The sequence below is a fragment of the Pseudomonas sp. 3A(2025) genome, assembly GCF_054589175.1.
Window position 1 is genome coordinate 89,131 of the sequence record NZ_BAAILM010000074.1, and the last position, 15,042, is coordinate 104,172.

General features: G+C 56.7%; 11 protein-coding genes, 4 tRNA genes and 1 rRNA gene. All 16 read right to left on the reverse strand.

Annotated features, from left to right (window positions below):
• Positions 1-99: 99 nt before the first annotated feature.
• Positions 100-4,299 carry a DNA-directed RNA polymerase subunit beta' gene (gene rpoC / locus ACYP2A_RS22715; protein ID WP_459748196.1) on the reverse strand — a complete coding sequence of 1,400 codons (4,200 nt, stop codon included), beginning with the start codon at positions 4,297-4,299 and terminating at the stop codon, positions 100-102.
• A gap of 63 nt (positions 4,300-4,362) precedes the next feature.
• On the reverse strand, positions 4,363-8,436 hold the full coding sequence (gene rpoB, locus ACYP2A_RS22720) for a DNA-directed RNA polymerase subunit beta (RefSeq protein ID WP_459748197.1): 4,074 nt from the start codon (positions 8,434-8,436) through the stop codon (positions 4,363-4,365).
• 220 nt (positions 8,437-8,656) lie between these two features.
• Positions 8,657-9,025 carry a 50S ribosomal protein L7/L12 gene (gene rplL / locus ACYP2A_RS22725; protein ID WP_459748198.1) on the reverse strand — a complete coding sequence of 123 codons (369 nt, stop codon included), beginning with the start codon at positions 9,023-9,025 and terminating at the stop codon, positions 8,657-8,659.
• A 78-nt stretch (positions 9,026-9,103) separates the two neighbouring features.
• Positions 9,104-9,604: a 50S ribosomal protein L10 gene (gene rplJ, locus ACYP2A_RS22730; RefSeq protein ID WP_459748199.1), complete on the reverse strand. Its 501-nt coding sequence runs from the start codon at positions 9,602-9,604 to the stop codon at positions 9,104-9,106.
• A 196-nt stretch (positions 9,605-9,800) separates the two neighbouring features.
• Positions 9,801-10,496, reverse strand: a complete 696-nt coding sequence (rplA, locus tag ACYP2A_RS22735) for a 50S ribosomal protein L1 (protein WP_459748200.1) — start codon at positions 10,494-10,496, stop codon at positions 9,801-9,803.
• Positions 10,496-10,927 (reverse strand): 50S ribosomal protein L11, encoded by a 432-nt coding sequence (gene rplK, locus ACYP2A_RS22740; RefSeq protein ID WP_459748201.1) that lies wholly within the window; start codon positions 10,925-10,927, stop codon positions 10,496-10,498. The genes rplA and rplK overlap by 1 nt, the downstream gene beginning before the upstream one ends.
• A gap of 118 nt (positions 10,928-11,045) precedes the next feature.
• Positions 11,046-11,579, reverse strand: a complete 534-nt coding sequence (gene nusG / locus ACYP2A_RS22745) for a transcription termination/antitermination protein NusG (RefSeq protein WP_459748202.1) — start codon at positions 11,577-11,579, stop codon at positions 11,046-11,048.
• Between the two features lie 9 nt (positions 11,580-11,588).
• Positions 11,589-11,957, reverse strand: coding sequence for a preprotein translocase subunit SecE (gene secE / locus ACYP2A_RS22750; RefSeq protein ID WP_122470098.1), 369 nt, complete (start codon positions 11,955-11,957; stop codon positions 11,589-11,591).
• Between the two features lie 43 nt (positions 11,958-12,000).
• A tRNA-Trp gene (locus ACYP2A_RS22755) sits at positions 12,001-12,076 on the reverse strand.
• A 175-nt stretch (positions 12,077-12,251) separates the two neighbouring features.
• Positions 12,252-12,327 (reverse strand) — tRNA-Thr (locus ACYP2A_RS22760).
• A gap of 26 nt (positions 12,328-12,353) precedes the next feature.
• Positions 12,354-12,427, reverse strand: a tRNA-Gly gene (locus tag ACYP2A_RS22765).
• A 24-nt stretch (positions 12,428-12,451) separates the two neighbouring features.
• Positions 12,452-12,536 (reverse strand) — tRNA-Tyr (locus tag ACYP2A_RS22770).
• 142 nt (positions 12,537-12,678) lie between these two features.
• A complete protein-coding gene (locus tag ACYP2A_RS22775; RefSeq protein ID WP_459748203.1) occupies positions 12,679-13,104 on the reverse strand; it encodes a hypothetical protein in 426 nt (141 codons plus the stop codon).
• Between the two features lie 7 nt (positions 13,105-13,111).
• Positions 13,112-13,861: a pantothenate kinase gene (locus tag ACYP2A_RS22780; RefSeq protein WP_459748204.1), complete on the reverse strand. Its 750-nt coding sequence runs from the start codon at positions 13,859-13,861 to the stop codon at positions 13,112-13,114.
• Positions 13,851-14,810 (reverse strand): bifunctional biotin--[acetyl-CoA-carboxylase] ligase/biotin operon repressor BirA, encoded by a 960-nt coding sequence (gene birA / locus ACYP2A_RS22785; protein ID WP_459748209.1) that lies wholly within the window; start codon positions 14,808-14,810, stop codon positions 13,851-13,853. Before birA ends, ACYP2A_RS22780 begins: the two co-directional genes overlap by 11 nt.
• A 132-nt stretch (positions 14,811-14,942) precedes the next feature.
• A 5S ribosomal RNA gene (gene rrf, locus ACYP2A_RS22790) occupies positions 14,943-15,042 on the reverse strand; the annotation flags it as partial.

Below are 15,042 nucleotides of genomic sequence, written 5' to 3' on the forward strand. Positions count from 1 at the left end.
GATCGAGCCCCCAGTCAAGGCAAAGCCCCGACCTCTTCCTGCGATTGCCGGCAAACAATTGCTCGCCGGAAATCACAAAAAAAGATCGGGGCCTTATCTTCAGTTACCGCTGGAGTTCAACGCCTCGGTCAGAGCGGCCTCGACTTCGCTCGCGCTTACACGCTGAGGCTTGTCGATTTCACGGCGACGCTTGCGCTCGCTGTGGTAAGCCAGACCTGTACCGGCCGGGATCAGACGACCCACGACGACGTTTTCTTTCAGGCCGCGCAGGTAGTCGCGCTTGCCGGTTACCGCCGCCTCGGTCAGTACGCGGGTTGTCTCCTGGAAGGAGGCCGCGGAAATGAACGACTCGGTCGACAGCGAGGCCTTGGTGATACCCAGCAGGACACGCGAGTACTTGGCGACGAACTTGTCTTCGTTCGCCAGACGCTCGTTTTCAACCAGTACGTGCGTGAGCTCGACCTGATCGCCCTTGATGAAGCTGGAATCGCCGACTTCGCTCAGCTCAACCTTACGCAGCATCTGACGCAGAATGGTCTCGATGTGCTTGTCGTTGATCTTCACGCCTTGCAGACGGTAAACGTCCTGAATCTCGTTGACGATGTACTTGGCCAGCGCGCTGACGCCCAGCAGACGCAGGATGTCATGCGGATCGCTCGGACCGTCGGAGATGACTTCGCCGCGGTTCACTTGCTCGCCTTCGAAGACGTTCAGGTGACGCCATTTCGGAATCAGCTCTTCGTACGGCTCGCTGCCATCGACAGGTGTAATCACCAGACGACGCTTGCCCTTGGTTTCCTTACCGAAGGCGATGGTACCGCTGACCTCTGCCAGGATCGACGCCTCTTTCGGACGACGAGCCTCGAACAGGTCGGCTACGCGCGGCAGACCACCGGTGATGTCACGGGTCTTCGACGTTTCTTGCGGGATACGCGCGATAACGTCACCGATCGCGATCTGGGCACCGTCAGCGACGTTGACCAGGGCGTTCGCCGGCAGGAAGTACTGAGCCGGTACGTCAGTACCTGGCAGCAGCAGATCCTTGCCATCGAGGCCGACCATCTTGACCGCAGGACGAATGTCCTTGCCGGCAGCCGGACGATCCTTGGCATCGAGTACTTCGATGTTGGTCATACCGGTCAATTCGTCGGTCTGACGCTTGATGGTAATACCTTCTTCCATGCCCACGTAGGTCACGGTACCTTTCATTTCGGTAACGATCGGGTGGGTGTGCGGGTCCCACTTGGCCACGATGGAGCCAGCGTCGACCTTGTCGCCTTCCTTCACGGAAATCACGGCACCGTATGGCAGCTTGTAGCGCTCGCGCTCACGACCGAAGTCGTCGGCAATAGCCAGCTCACCGGAACGGGAAACCGCAACCAGGTGACCGTCGACACGCTCGACGTGCTTCAGGTTATGCAGACGAACGGTACCGCCATTCTTGACCTGAACGCTGTCGGCAGCAGAAGTACGGCTTGCCGCACCACCGATGTGGAACGTACGCATGGTCAGCTGGGTACCCGGCTCACCGATGGACTGGGCAGCGATAACGCCGACCGCCTCACCGATGTTGACCTGGTGACCGCGAGCAAGGTCGCGACCGTAGCAGCTGGAGCAGATACCGAAGCGGGTTTCACAGCTGATCGGCGAGCGAACGATCACTTCGTCGATGCTGTTGAGCTCGATGAACTCGACCCACTTCTCGTCGACCAGAGTACCGGCCGGAACGATGACTTCTTCGGTGCCAGGCTTGAACACGTCACAGGCGATTACACGACCCAGTACGCGCTCACCCAACGGCTCGACAACGTCGCCGCCTTCGATGTGCGGAGTCATCAGCAGACCGCGCTCGGTGCCGCAGTCGACTTCGGTAACTACCAGGTCTTGTGCCACGTCGACCAGACGACGAGTCAGATAACCGGAGTTCGCTGTCTTCAAAGCGGTATCCGCAAGACCTTTACGAGCACCGTGCGTCGAGATGAAGTACTGCAGAACGCTCAGACCTTCGCGGAAGTTCGCGGTGATCGGCGTTTCGATGATGGAACCGTCCGGCTTGGCCATCAGACCACGCATACCGGCCAGCTGACGAATCTGGGCCGCGGAACCCCGGGCGCCGGAGTCGGCCATCATGTACATCGAGTTGAACGACTCTTGCTCCACTTCAACGCCGTGACGGTCGATGACCTTCTCTTTCGAGAGGTTCGACATCATGGCCTTGGAGACCTCGTCGTTCGCCTTGGACCACAAGTCGATAACCTTGTTGTACTTCTCGCCCTGGGTTACCAGGCCGGAAGCGTACTGGCTTTCGATCTCTTTCACTTCGTCGGTGGCGGCATCGATGATGCGTGCTTTTTCATCAGGGATAACGAAGTCGTTAACACCGATGGAAACACCCGAAATGGTCGAGTAGGCGAAACCCGTGTACATCAGCTGGTCAGCGAAGATAACGGTCTCTTTCAGACCAACCACGCGGTAGCACTGGTTGATCAGCTTGGAGATCGCCTTCTTCTTCATCGGCTGGTTGACGACGTCGTAGGACAGGCCTGGTGGAACAACCTGGAACAGCAGCGCACGGCCGATAGTGGTATCGACGATACGGGTGTTCTTGACGCTGCCGCCATCACGATCGTTGACGGTCTCGTGGATACGAACCTTGATCTTGGCGTGCAGTGCAGCTTCGCCAGCGCGGAATACGCGGTCGACTTCCTGCAGGTCCGCAAAGATACGACCTTCGCCCTTGGCGTTGATCGCCTCACGCGTCATGTAGTACAGACCCAATACAACGTCCTGGGAAGGAACGATGATCGGCTCACCGCTCGCAGGCGACAGGATGTTGTTGGTCGACATCATCAGCGCACGGGCTTCGAGCTGGGCTTCCAGCGTCAGCGGTACGTGAACGGCCATCTGGTCGCCGTCGAAGTCGGCGTTGTAGGCCGCACAGACCAGCGGGTGCAGCTGGATAGCCTTGCCTTCGATCAGAACCGGTTCAAACGCCTGGATACCCAGACGGTGAAGGGTCGGTGCACGGTTGAGCAATACGGGGTGTTCGCGAATCACTTCGGCGAGAACGTCCCATACCTCTGGCAGCTCGCGTTCGACCATCTTCTTGGCAGCTTTGATGGTCGTGGCCAGGCCACGCATTTCCAGCTTGCCGAAGATGAACGGCTTGAACAGCTCCAGAGCCATCTTCTTTGGAAGACCGCACTGGTGCAGGCGCAGGGTCGGACCTACGGTAATAACCGAACGACCGGAGTAGTCAACGCGCTTGCCGAGCAGGTTCTGACGGAAACGACCTTGCTTACCCTTGATCATGTCAGCCAGGGATTTCAGAGGACGCTTGTTGGAACCGGTGATCGCGCGACCGCGACGACCGTTGTCGAGCAGGGCATCGACCGCTTCCTGCAGCATGCGCTTTTCGTTGCGCACGATGATGTCAGGGGCGGACAGATCCAGCAGACGCTTCAGACGGTTGTTACGGTTGATGACGCGACGATACAGATCGTTCAGATCGGAAGTCGCGAAACGGCCGCCATCCAGTGGTACCAGTGGACGCAGGTCTGGCGGCAGAACCGGCAGAACGGTCAACACCATCCACTCAGGCAGGTTGCCGGAGCCCTGGAAGGCCTCCATCAGTTTCAGACGCTTGGACAGCTTCTTGATCTTGGTTTCCGAGTTGGTTTGCGGAATTTCTTCGCGCAGACGGCCAATCTCGTGCTCCAGATCGATAGCGTGCAGCAGCTCGCGGACAGCTTCGGCACCCATGCGGGCATCGAAGTCGTCACCGAACTCTTCGAGGGCTTCGAAGTACTGCTCGTCGTTCAGCAGCTGGCCTTTTTCAAGGGTGGTCATGCCCGGATCGATGACGACGTAGCTCTCGAAATAGAGTACGCGCTCGATATCACGCAGGGTCATGTCCATCAGCAGGCCGATACGGGACGGCAGCGATTTCAGGAACCAGATGTGAGCAACCGGCGAAGCCAGTTCGATGTGAGCCATGCGCTCACGACGGACTTTGGCCAAGGCAACTTCAACGCCGCACTTCTCGCAGATCACGCCGCGGTGCTTGAGGCGCTTGTACTTGCCGCACAGGCACTCGTAATCCTTGACCGGGCCAAAGATCTTGGCGCAGAACAAGCCGTCACGCTCAGGCTTGAACGTACGGTAGTTGATGGTTTCCGGCTTTTTAACTTCACCGAACGACCACGAACGGATCATCTCAGGCGATGCCAATCCGATACGGATGGCGTCGAACTCTTCGACTTGACCCTGGTTTTTCAGCAAATTCAGTAGGTCTTTCAAGGCCTTTCCTCCTGGCGGAGCAAGGAGCAGGCATTACCGCCCTGCCCCCATTCGCGTCACGTGTTATTCGGTTTCCAGATCGATATCGATACCGAGGGAACGAATCTCTTTGATCAACACGTTGAAGGACTCGGGCATGCCCGGCTCCATACGGTGATCGCCGTCCACGATGTTTTTGTACATCTTGGTACGACCGTTCACATCGTCCGACTTGACTGTGAGCATTTCTTGCAGAGTGTACGCGGCGCCGTATGCTTCCAGCGCCCACACTTCCATCTCCCCGAAACGCTGACCACCGAACTGCGCCTTACCACCCAGCGGCTGCTGGGTAACCAGGCTGTAGGAACCAGTGGAACGCGCGTGCATCTTGTCGTCCACCAAGTGGTTCAGCTTCAGCATGTACATGTAGCCAACGGTTACATGGCGCTCGAACTTGTTGCCGGTACGACCATCGAACAGCTGCATCTGGCCGCTTTCCGGCATGTCTGCCAGCTTGAGCATCGCCTTGATTTCGCTTTCCTTGGCACCGTCGAACACCGGAGTTGCCATCGGCACGCCGTTGCGCAGGTTCTTCGCCAGATCCAGGATTTCCTGGTCGGTGAATTCGTCCAGGCTTTCCTGACGACCGCCGATCTCGTTGTAGATCTCGGTCAGGAACTTGCGCAGCTCGATGATCTTGCGCTGCTCTTCGAGCATGCGGTTGATCTTCTCGCCCAGGCCTTTGGCCGCGAGGCCCAGGTGGGTTTCAAGGATCTGACCGACGTTCATACGCGAAGGTACGCCCAACGGGTTCAGAACGATGTCGACCGGCGTACCGTTGGCATCGTGCGGCATGTCTTCGACCGGCATGATCACCGAGACCACACCTTTGTTACCGTGACGACCGGCCATTTTGTCGCCTGGCTGGATACGACGACGGATAGCCAGGTAGACCTTGACGATTTTCAGCACGCCTGGAGCCAGGTCATCGCCTTGCTGCAGCTTGCGCTTCTTGTCTTCGAACTTGTCATCCAGCAGACGGCGACGATCAACGATGTAGGCCTGGGCCTTTTCCAGTTGTTCGTTCAGCGCGTCTTCGGTCATGCGCAGTTTGAACCACTGACCGTGCTCAAGACCGTTGAGGATCTCGTCGGTGATGTCCTGGCCTTTACGCAGACCGGCACCGCCTTCGACGGTACGGCCGACCAGCGCTGCACGCAGACGCTCGAACGTTGCACCTTCGACGATACGGAACTCTTCGTTGAGGTCCTTGCGGATCTCGTCGAGCTGGGACTTCTCGATCGACAGGGCACGCGCGTCACGCTCAACGCCATCACGGGTGAAGACCTGTACGTCGATGACCGTACCCTTGGTGCCGGTTGGCACGCGCAGGGAGGTGTCTTTAACGTCGCTGGCTTTTTCACCGAAGATCGCACGCAGCAGTTTTTCTTCTGGTGTCAGTTGGGTCTCGCCTTTCGGAGTGACCTTGCCGACCAGAATGTCGCCGGCGCCGACTTCGGCACCCACGTAAACGATACCCGCTTCGTCCAGCTTGTTCAGCGCCGCTTCACCCACGTTCGGGATGTCGGCGGTGATTTCCTCTGGACCCAGCTTGGTGTCACGCGCCACACAGGTCAGTTCCTGAATGTGGATCGTGGTGAAGCGGTCTTCTTGAACGACACGCTCGGACAGGCAGATGGAGTCTTCGAAGTTGAAGCCGTTCCATGCCATGAACGCGATGCGCATGTTCTGACCCAGAGCCAGTTCACCCATGTCGGTGGACGGACCGTCGGCCATGATGTCGTGACGTTTGACAACGTCGCCACGGCTTACCAGCGGACGCTGGTTGATGCAGGTGTTCTGGTTCGAACGGGTGTATTTGGTCAGGTTGTAGATATCTACACCTGCCTCACCGGTTTCGACTTCGTCGTCTGCAACACGAACCACGATACGGCTGGCATCGACGGAGTCGATCACGCCGCCACGACGAGCCACGACGCAAACGCCGGAGTCGCGAGCCACGTTACGCTCCATACCGGTACCTACCAGCGGCTTGTCGGCGCGCAGTGTAGGAACGGCTTGACGCTGCATGTTCGAACCCATCAACGCGCGGTTGGCGTCGTCGTGCTCGAGGAACGGAATCAGCGAGGCTGCGACCGAAACTACCTGCTTGGGCGATACGTCCATCAGGGTTACGTCGGCAGGTGCCTTGACGGTGAATTCGTTCAAGTGACGAACAGCAACCAGCTCGTCGATCAGGATCTTGTCGTCGTTCATGGCCGCAGAAGCCTGGGCGATGACGTGATCCGCTTCTTCGATAGCCGACAGGAACACGATCTCGTCGGTGACCAGAGCGTCCTTCACCACACGGTACGGGCTTTCGAGGAAGCCATACTGGTTGGTGCGGGCGTAAGCAGCCAGGGAGTTGATCAGACCGATGTTCGGACCTTCAGGGGTCTCGATCGGGCAAACGCGACCGTAGTGGGTCGGGTGCACGTCACGAACTTCGAAGCCTGCGCGCTCACGAGTCAGACCGCCAGGGCCGAGGGCCGAAACGCGACGCTTGTGAGTGATCTCGGACAGCGGGTTGTTCTGGTCCATGAACTGGGAAAGCTGGCTGGAACCGAAGAACTCTTTCACCGCCGCCGCAACCGGCTTGGCGTTGATCAGGTCCTGAGGCATCAGGCCTTCGCTTTCGGCCATCGACAGACGTTCCTTGACCGCACGCTCGACACGCACCAGACCTACCCGGAACTGGTTCTCGGCCATTTCGCCGACGCAACGTACGCGACGGTTACCGAGGTGGTCGATGTCATCGACGATGCCTTTGCCGTTACGGATATCGACCAGCGTCTTGAGGACAGCAACGATATCTTCCTTGCACAGCACGCCCGAACCTTCGATCTCGGTGCGACCGATACGACGGTTGAACTTCATGCGGCCTACGGCCGACAGGTCGTAACGCTCGGCGCTGAAGAACAGGTTGTTGAACAGGGTCTCGGCTGCATCCTTGGTTGGCGGCTCGCCAGGACGCATCATGCGATAGATCTCGACCAGCGCTTCGAGCTGATTGCTGGTGGAGTCGATCTTCAGCGTGTCGGAGACGAACGGACCGCAATCGATGTCGTTGGTGTACAACGTTTCGATACGCACGACCTGTGCCTTGGCGATTTTCACCAGCAGGTCGGTGGTCAGTTCAGTGTTGCACTCGGCGATGATTTCGCCGGTAGCCGGATGCACGATGACCTTGGCGGTAGTACGACCCAGGACATAGTCCAGAGGTACTTCCAGCTCTTTGATACCGGCTTTTTCCAGCTGGTTGATGTGACGGGCAGTGATACGGCGACCCTGCTCGACAATCACCTTGCCGTTTTCATCCTGGATATCCAGTGCAGCAACTTCGCCACGCAGGCGTTGCGGCACCAGCTCAAGGCTCAGGCCCTGGTCACGGACATGGAAAACGTTGGTGGTGTAGAACGTATCGAGTACTTGTTCGGTGGTATAACCGAGCGCGCGCAGCAATACGGACGCCGGCAGCTTGCGACGACGGTCGATACGGACGAATACGCAGTCCTTTGGATCGAACTCGAAGTCCAGCCAGGAGCCACGGTACGGAATGATGCGCGCGGAGTAGAGCAGCTTGCCGGAGCTGTGAGTCTTGCCACGGTCGTGGTCGAAGAACACACCAGGCGAACGGTGCAGCTGGGACACGATAACGCGCTCGGTACCGTTGATGACGAAGGTACCGTTTTCAGTCATCAGGGGGATTTCACCCATGTAGACTTCTTGCTCTTTGATGTCCTTGATCGCTTTGTTCGACGACTCTTTGTCGAAAATGATCAGACGGACCTTGACCCGCAGAGGTACAGCGTAAGTCACACCACGCAACACGCACTCTTTGACATCAAATGCCGGTTCGCCCAAGCGATAACCTACATACTCCAGCGCAGCATTGCCGGAGTAGCTGATGATCGGGAAAACGGATTTGAAGGCTGCGTGAAGACCGACGTCGCGGAACTGATCTTTGGTCGCTCCTGCTTGCAGGAATTCACGATAAGAATCCAGCTGGATGGCCAGGAGATACGGCACATCCATTACGTCCGGCAACTTGCTAAAGTCCTTGCGGATACGTTTTTTCTCAGTGTATGAGTAAGCCATCAGCGTTCCCCAGCTTGGTCACCTGCTTGTTTGGCTCCCCCCGACGGAAGCAGCCAGAAAATCTTGCAAACCCCATGGTTTGCGCCACCGTAATAGGTGGTACCTGCGCGCTATAGCGATGGCTTGGCCAGTCGCCTATAACGGAAAAAAGGCCGGTGGCAAAAGCCACCAGCCATCAGCCTTCTGCTCAACGCTTGGGCTGGACGCTCAAGGTCGATGCTTATTTCAGCTCGACTTTGGCGCCTGCTTCTTCCAGAGCAGCCTTGGCTTTTTCTGCTGCGTCTTTGGCAACGCCTTCCAGCACGGTGCTTGGAGCGCCGTCGACAACAGCCTTGGCTTCTTTCAGGCCCAGACCGGTCAGTTCACGTACTGCCTTGATGACGTTGACTTTCTTCTCGCCAGCTTCAACCAGGTTTACGTTGAACTCGGTTTGCTCTTCAACAACGGCGGCAGCAGCAGCTGGACCAGCAGCGGAAGCGGCAGCAGCAGTAACGCCGAACTTTTCTTCGAAGGCTTTGATCAGCTCAACGACTTGCAGAACCGACATTTCGGCAACGGCGTTAAGGATATCTTCTTGAGAGATGGACATGACTCAATTTCCTGAATTGGGGGACGGCCTCTGCGGCCATCGAAATAAACAAAAATACGCGAAAAGAGCTACCGAGCCTTAGGCTGCAGCCGCTTCCTTCTGATCGCGAATAGCCGCCAGAGTACGAGCCAGCTTGCTGGTAGCGCCTTGGATCACGCTCATCAGCTGTGCAATGGCTTCGTCACGAGTCGGCAAGGTTGCCAGCACGTCGATCTGGTTAGCTGCGAGGAACTTGCCCTCGAACGCAGCTGCCTTGATCTCGAACTTGTCCTGACCTTTGGCGAACTCTTTGAACAGACGGGCAGCAGCGCCCGGGTGTTCGTTGGAGAACGCGATCAAGGTCGGGCCGGTGAACGCATCGCTGAGGACACTGTATTCAGTGTCAGCAACAGCGCGCTTGAGCAGGGTGTTACGTACGACACGTACGTAAACGCCAGCTTCACGAGCCTCTTTACGGAGTCCGGTCATCGCGCCTACTGTCACACCACGGGCATCAGCCACGACAGCGGACAGAGCGACTTTGGCAGCCTCGTTGACTTCAGCGACGATGGCCTTCTTGTCTTCGAGTTTAATTGCCACGGGTTTAACTCCTGCTTGTTACCGTTTCATCCCGCCGAGGCCGGATGTCGTTTTGGTGTCTGATTCGGTAAGGAACCGGGAGCACCATCTGCGTAGGCTTTAGGTTTAAGGCTTGCGCCGCCTACGGTCTTGGACAGCCCCCGCCAGGCAGGGACCCCAATATGTCAATGGCACGGCATACCGTGCCATTTTTGTCTTATGCGTCGAGCGAGCTCTGATCGATAACCAGACCTGGGCCCATAGTGGTGCTCAGGGTAACGCGCTTGACGTAGATACCTTTCGAGGAAGCCGGCTTGATACGCTTCAGGTCAGCGATCAGGGCTTCAACGTTTTCCTTCAGCTTGACGGCGTCGAAACCGATCTTGCCAACGGAAGTGTGGATGATGCCGTTTTTGTCGGTGCGATAACGAACCTGACCAGCCTTGGCGTTACGAACAGCGTTGGCAACGTCCGGGCTGACAGTACCGACTTTCGGGTTAGGCATCAGGCCACGTGGACCCAGGATCTGACCCAGTTGACCTACAACGCGCATGGCATCCGGGGATGCGATAACCACGTCATAGTTCAGGTCGCCGGCTTTCATTTCGGCAGCCAGGTCGTCCATACCAACGCGATCGGCGCCGGCAGCCAGAGCAGCTTCAGCAGCTGGACCCTGGGTGAACACAGCAACGCGAACAGTCTTGCCAGTGCCGTGCGGCAGCACGGTAGCGCTACGTACGACCTGGTCGGATTTACGAGGATCGACGCCCAGGTTAACGGCAACGTCGAAAGACTCGTTGAATTTGACAGTCGACAATTCGACCAGCAGGCCAGCTGCATCGACGAAATTGTAGGACTTGCCAGCTTCAATCTTGCTGGCGATTGCCTTTTGACGCTTGGTCAGCTTAGCCATTACACACCCTCCACGTTAAGGCCCATGCTACGAGCAGAACCTGCGATGGTGCGCACGGCAGCATCGAGGTCAGCAGCTGTCAGATCCGCACTTTTGGTTTTTGCGATTTCTTCGAGCTGAGCACGGGTAACGGTGCCGACCTTAACGGTGTTAGGACGGGCAGAACCGCTGGTCAGGCCTGCGGCTTTCTTCAGCAGAACCGAAGCAGGGGTGCTTTTGGTTTCAAAAGTGAAGCTACGGTCGCTGTAGACAGTGATGATCACTGGAGTCGGCAGACCTGGCTCAAGACCCTGGGTACGGGCGTTGAAGGCCTTGCAGAATTCCATGATGTTCACGCCGTGCTGACCCAGAGCAGGACCAACAGGTGGGCTTGGGTTAGCCTGAGCGGCTTTCACTTGCAGCTTGATGTATGCAGATATCTTCTTGGCCATGAGGCACTCCAGTTACGGGTACAAGCGCCAATAAAGGCTCCCCGGTATGTTACGCATATATCCTAGTGACGCAAAAACCCCACAGCCTTGGGCTGCGGGGTATAGGATCGCGGTTTGATCAGACCTTTTCGACCTGACTAAACTCAAGCTCTACTGGCGTAGCGCGACCGAAAATAAGCACAGCCACCTGAATACGACTCTTTTCGTAGTTAACTTCTTCGACAGTGCCGTTAAAGTCAGCAAACGGGCCGTCAGTGACACGAACAACCTCACCCGGCTCGAACAGAGTCTTCGGCTTCGGCTTGTCGCTACCATCGGCAACACGACGCAGGATAGCTTCAGCTTCCTTGTCGGTAATCGGTGCAGGCTTGTCAGCCGTGCCACCAATGAAACCCATGACACGAGGAGTGTCCTTGACCAAGTGCCAAGTACCCTCGTTCATTTCCATCTGTACCAGCACGTAACCTGGAAAGAACTTGCGCTCGCTTTTGCGCTTCTGGCCATTGCGCATCTCTACCACTTCTTCAGTGGGGACCAGAATTTCGCCGAAGCCTTCTTCCATGCCTGCCAGCTTCACACGCTCGATCAGCGAGCGCATGACATGCTTCTCGTAACCCGAGTAAGCATGCACTACGTACCAACGCTTAGCCACGGGACACCCTTAGCCAACTATCAAGGAAACAAGCCAACCGAGCAGGGAATCGAGCCCCCACAACAGCAGCGCCATAACGAGAACGACAGCCACGACAATCAACGTGGTCTGACCGGTTTCCTGGCGCGTAGGCCATACGACTTTACGAATCTCTGCACGGGCTTCTTTCGCAAGCGTAAAGAAAGCCTTACCCTTGCCGGTCTGCAGCGCGACAAAGGCGGCGACAGCAGCAATGACAAGGAGAACAAGAACGCGATACAGGATAGGTTGCGCCGAGTAATACTGATTACCGACAACACCCACGACGACCAGAACGACTACCAGGAGCCACTTCAGCAAGTCAAAGCGAGAGTCTGATGCTTCAGCCTTGGGATTCATCTACGGGGACCCTGTGAAAAGAAAGCCAGATATCGAAGGAATCTGGCAGGTCAGGAGGGAATCGAACCCCCAACCTACGGTTTTGGAGACCGTCGCTCTGCCAATTGAGCTACTGACCTAAAAGCAAAATCAGGCCGACCATTATGCTGACCCGACAAGATTTTTACAACACTTTATTCTCGGTGATAGCGCCATAGACACCACAACACCTCGAATATAGCCTTAAGCGGCGACTCACAGGAGAGACCAACCGCTTAAAACAAAGGCAGATATTTGCATATCTGCCTCTGATATTGGAGCTCTTGAGCGGATTTGAACCGCTGACCTCACCCTTACCAAGGGTGTGCTCTACCAACTGAGCTACAAGAGCGAAACACTTTGCAAAACTTGCAATTCTGGAGCGGGTGGCGGGAATCGAACCCGCATCATCAGCTTGGAAGGCTGAGGTTCTACCACTAAACTACACCCGCAGAACTTGCAATTTTCGCTAAATCTGGTGGAGGGAGAAGGATTCGAACCTTCGAAGTCGTAGACGTCAGATTTACAGTCTGATCCCTTTGGCCGCTCGGGAACCCCTCCTGATCTGGCCGGCATTTTCAACTCTTGCCAACCTCTTGTCAACCATTTTCTCAATAAAATCTTGAGGTTACATGCGCTGACCAGTTTCGCTTCACTTTAGAGACTTGCGTCTCACTGTGGAGCGGGCGCCATTCTATGCAAACTATTCGGCGCCTGCAACCCCCTCGCATGACATTATTCTATTTTTTAATTGCGGGAAGTCCTGGGCCAGCTGTGCCAGCAATGCCTCGCCGACCAAACGGCGACTTTCCTGTGCCACGCCCAGCCAGTAAAGAGTGCCGGAAGCCGATTGGCGTGCATGGAATCGCGAGTGTATATCCAGGCTATTCAAGCGCTGCTCGACAGCCTTGGCATCCTCTGACCGCGAGAAACCACCGAGGTACAGGCACTCCGCCTTCTCCTCTCGCCCAGCCATCATTTCAGATTCACTGAGTAGACGGATGTCCTGCTGAGCAGGTCTTGCCATGGATAGCGGCAGAACCTCTTTGGCCCGCAAGGGCGCCTCTTGCTGGTGCCATACGAAATAGAAAATATTGAGCATCAACAACAGAAGAAACAACCAACGCATAAGAACCTCAGCGCAGAGGGCAAGCCAATGCCAGACCGATGAAAACCAGATCGGGTACAACCCGCGCCCCAGGAATAACATCCTCGACCAGCGCAGCGTCGCCACCAGTCACGAATACGACAAAGTCATCTGCCCACCGCTCTCTGGCAAGCTCCAGCTGAGTCTGCACAAACCCGCGCAGCATCCAGGAACATCCCCGCTCGACAGCCTCGGCCGTCGAACGACCCGGCACAAAGCTGGTCAACGCCTTTGCAGCAGCATCAGTGTCATAGCGGATCCGGCGAGTATGAGTGCGCAACTGATTGCGCATGAGCGGCATACCAGGACATATGAAGCCGCCCAGGTGCTCGCCATTGGCATTCACGAAGTCCGAGGTCACGGCCGTCCCCAAATCAATCACCAGGCATGCCTTGCGAGACAAATGGTACCCACCCACCAGAGCCAGCCAGCGATCAAGCCCCAGCCGCTCATGATCATCATAGCCATTGATGACCCCAGCCAACGTCCGGGCAGGTGCCGCGCAAACCGCAGATAATGAAAAAGCCTGGCGTAGATCGGCAACCAGCTTCTCGGTCTCTTCGCAGGTGCGCACACTGACTAACCGGCAATGGTTCAGCTCCAGGTCCGGCAGCCGGGCCAACTGTTCCAGCAGCGCTTCATCAGAGCCAACTACGCCGGCTGCCTTGATCGTGTCTTCGCCTTTTTCAGTGACACGCCATTTGATGAAGCTATTGCCGCAATCGAGCTCAAGTATCATCACGCAACCTCAGGCTCAGCTCTCCGCCGCTAAAGCTTTTTTCCACCCCATCGACTTCCAGACGTAAAGCGCCAAGCGCATCAATCCCCACAACCCGCCCTTCTATCTTCTCAGAACCACTCAACAACGAGACCTCACACCCCTGCCACAGATGATTTTGCTCCCAGGCGGACTGAAAGGCAGAAAACCCCTGCTGTTGATGCTGACTCAAATACGCTTGCAGGGTCTGCGCGAGACTGGCGGCCAATTGATTGCGGTCACAGCCCTTGCCCGTCTCCAGGCGAACGGACGTCCAGGATTGATCGACCTCTGTTGCTGCCTGCATATTGACGTTGATGCCGATGCCAATCACCACATGACAGACATCTGCCGGATCCCCCATCAACTCAAGCAGTACGCCTGCAAGCTTGCGACGCCCCACAAGGACGTCATTGGGCCACTTGAGGCCTGCAGCTTTCACTCCAGCCTCACGAAGAACCTCTACGACCGCAAGCCCCACAAGCAGACTCAAGCCTTCAAGCTGGCGCATGCCGCCATCTACACGAAGCAACAAGCTGAAATACAGATTCTCACCAAAGGGACTGACCCACTTTCGGCCACGACGCCCTCTGCCGGCTGTCTGTCGCTCCGCCAGGACCACGGCAGGCAGTGCGGTATCCGTAGCAATCAGGCGAGCAGCCTCGGCATTGGTAGAGTCGACACTCTCCAGAACCGTCACAGACCAGCCCGCCGGGAGCCCCTTATCGATGATTGCCTGGGAGTCATGAAGGGAAAGAGGAGCCGCAAGCCTGTATCCACGCCCACGAACCTTGTGCACCTCAAGCCCTGACTCTACCTCCATTTGCTGCAGCTGCTTCCAGACAGCACTACGACTGACGCCAAGTACGTCACCCAAAACCTGTCCGGAATGGAAGCCACCATCAGCAAGAAGTTTTAGCAGCGTCAGCATGAAAGTATCACCAGGCAAAGAGGCACGCATAATAGCCATGCGAACCAACGGTGCATAGAAAGCAGAAGAGGTTTTTCTTTCGCGCAATGCAAAACCCCCGACCGCAAAGCGATCAGGGGTTCTGGGTTTGAATCTTGACGATGACCTACTCTCACATGGAGAAGCTCCACACTACCATCGGCGATGCATCGTTTCACTGCTGAGTTCGGGATGGGATCAGGTGGTTCCAATG

What these genes read in the sequence shown, in the direction of transcription:
- birA (WP_459748209.1), bottom strand. Translation starts at nt 14,810, where the DNA reads ATGCTGACGCTGCTAAAACTTCTTGCTGATGGTGGCTTCCATTCCGGA.
- ACYP2A_RS22780 (WP_459748204.1), bottom strand. Translation starts at nt 13,861, where the DNA reads ATGATACTTGAGCTCGATTGCGGCAATAGCTTCATCAAATGGCGTGTC.
- rpoB (WP_459748197.1), bottom strand. Translation starts at nt 8,436, where the DNA reads ATGGCTTACTCATACACTGAGAAAAAACGTATCCGCAAGGACTTTAGC.
- secE (WP_122470098.1), bottom strand. Translation starts at nt 11,957, where the DNA reads ATGAATCCCAAGGCTGAAGCATCAGACTCTCGCTTTGACTTGCTGAAG.
- rplL (WP_459748198.1), bottom strand. Translation starts at nt 9,025, where the DNA reads ATGTCCATCTCTCAAGAAGATATCCTTAACGCCGTTGCCGAAATGTCG.
- rplA (WP_459748200.1), bottom strand. Translation starts at nt 10,496, where the DNA reads ATGGCTAAGCTGACCAAGCGTCAAAAGGCAATCGCCAGCAAGATTGAA.
- rplK (WP_459748201.1), bottom strand. Translation starts at nt 10,927, where the DNA reads ATGGCCAAGAAGATATCTGCATACATCAAGCTGCAAGTGAAAGCCGCT.
- ACYP2A_RS22775 (WP_459748203.1), bottom strand. Translation starts at nt 13,104, where the DNA reads ATGCGTTGGTTGTTTCTTCTGTTGTTGATGCTCAATATTTTCTATTTC.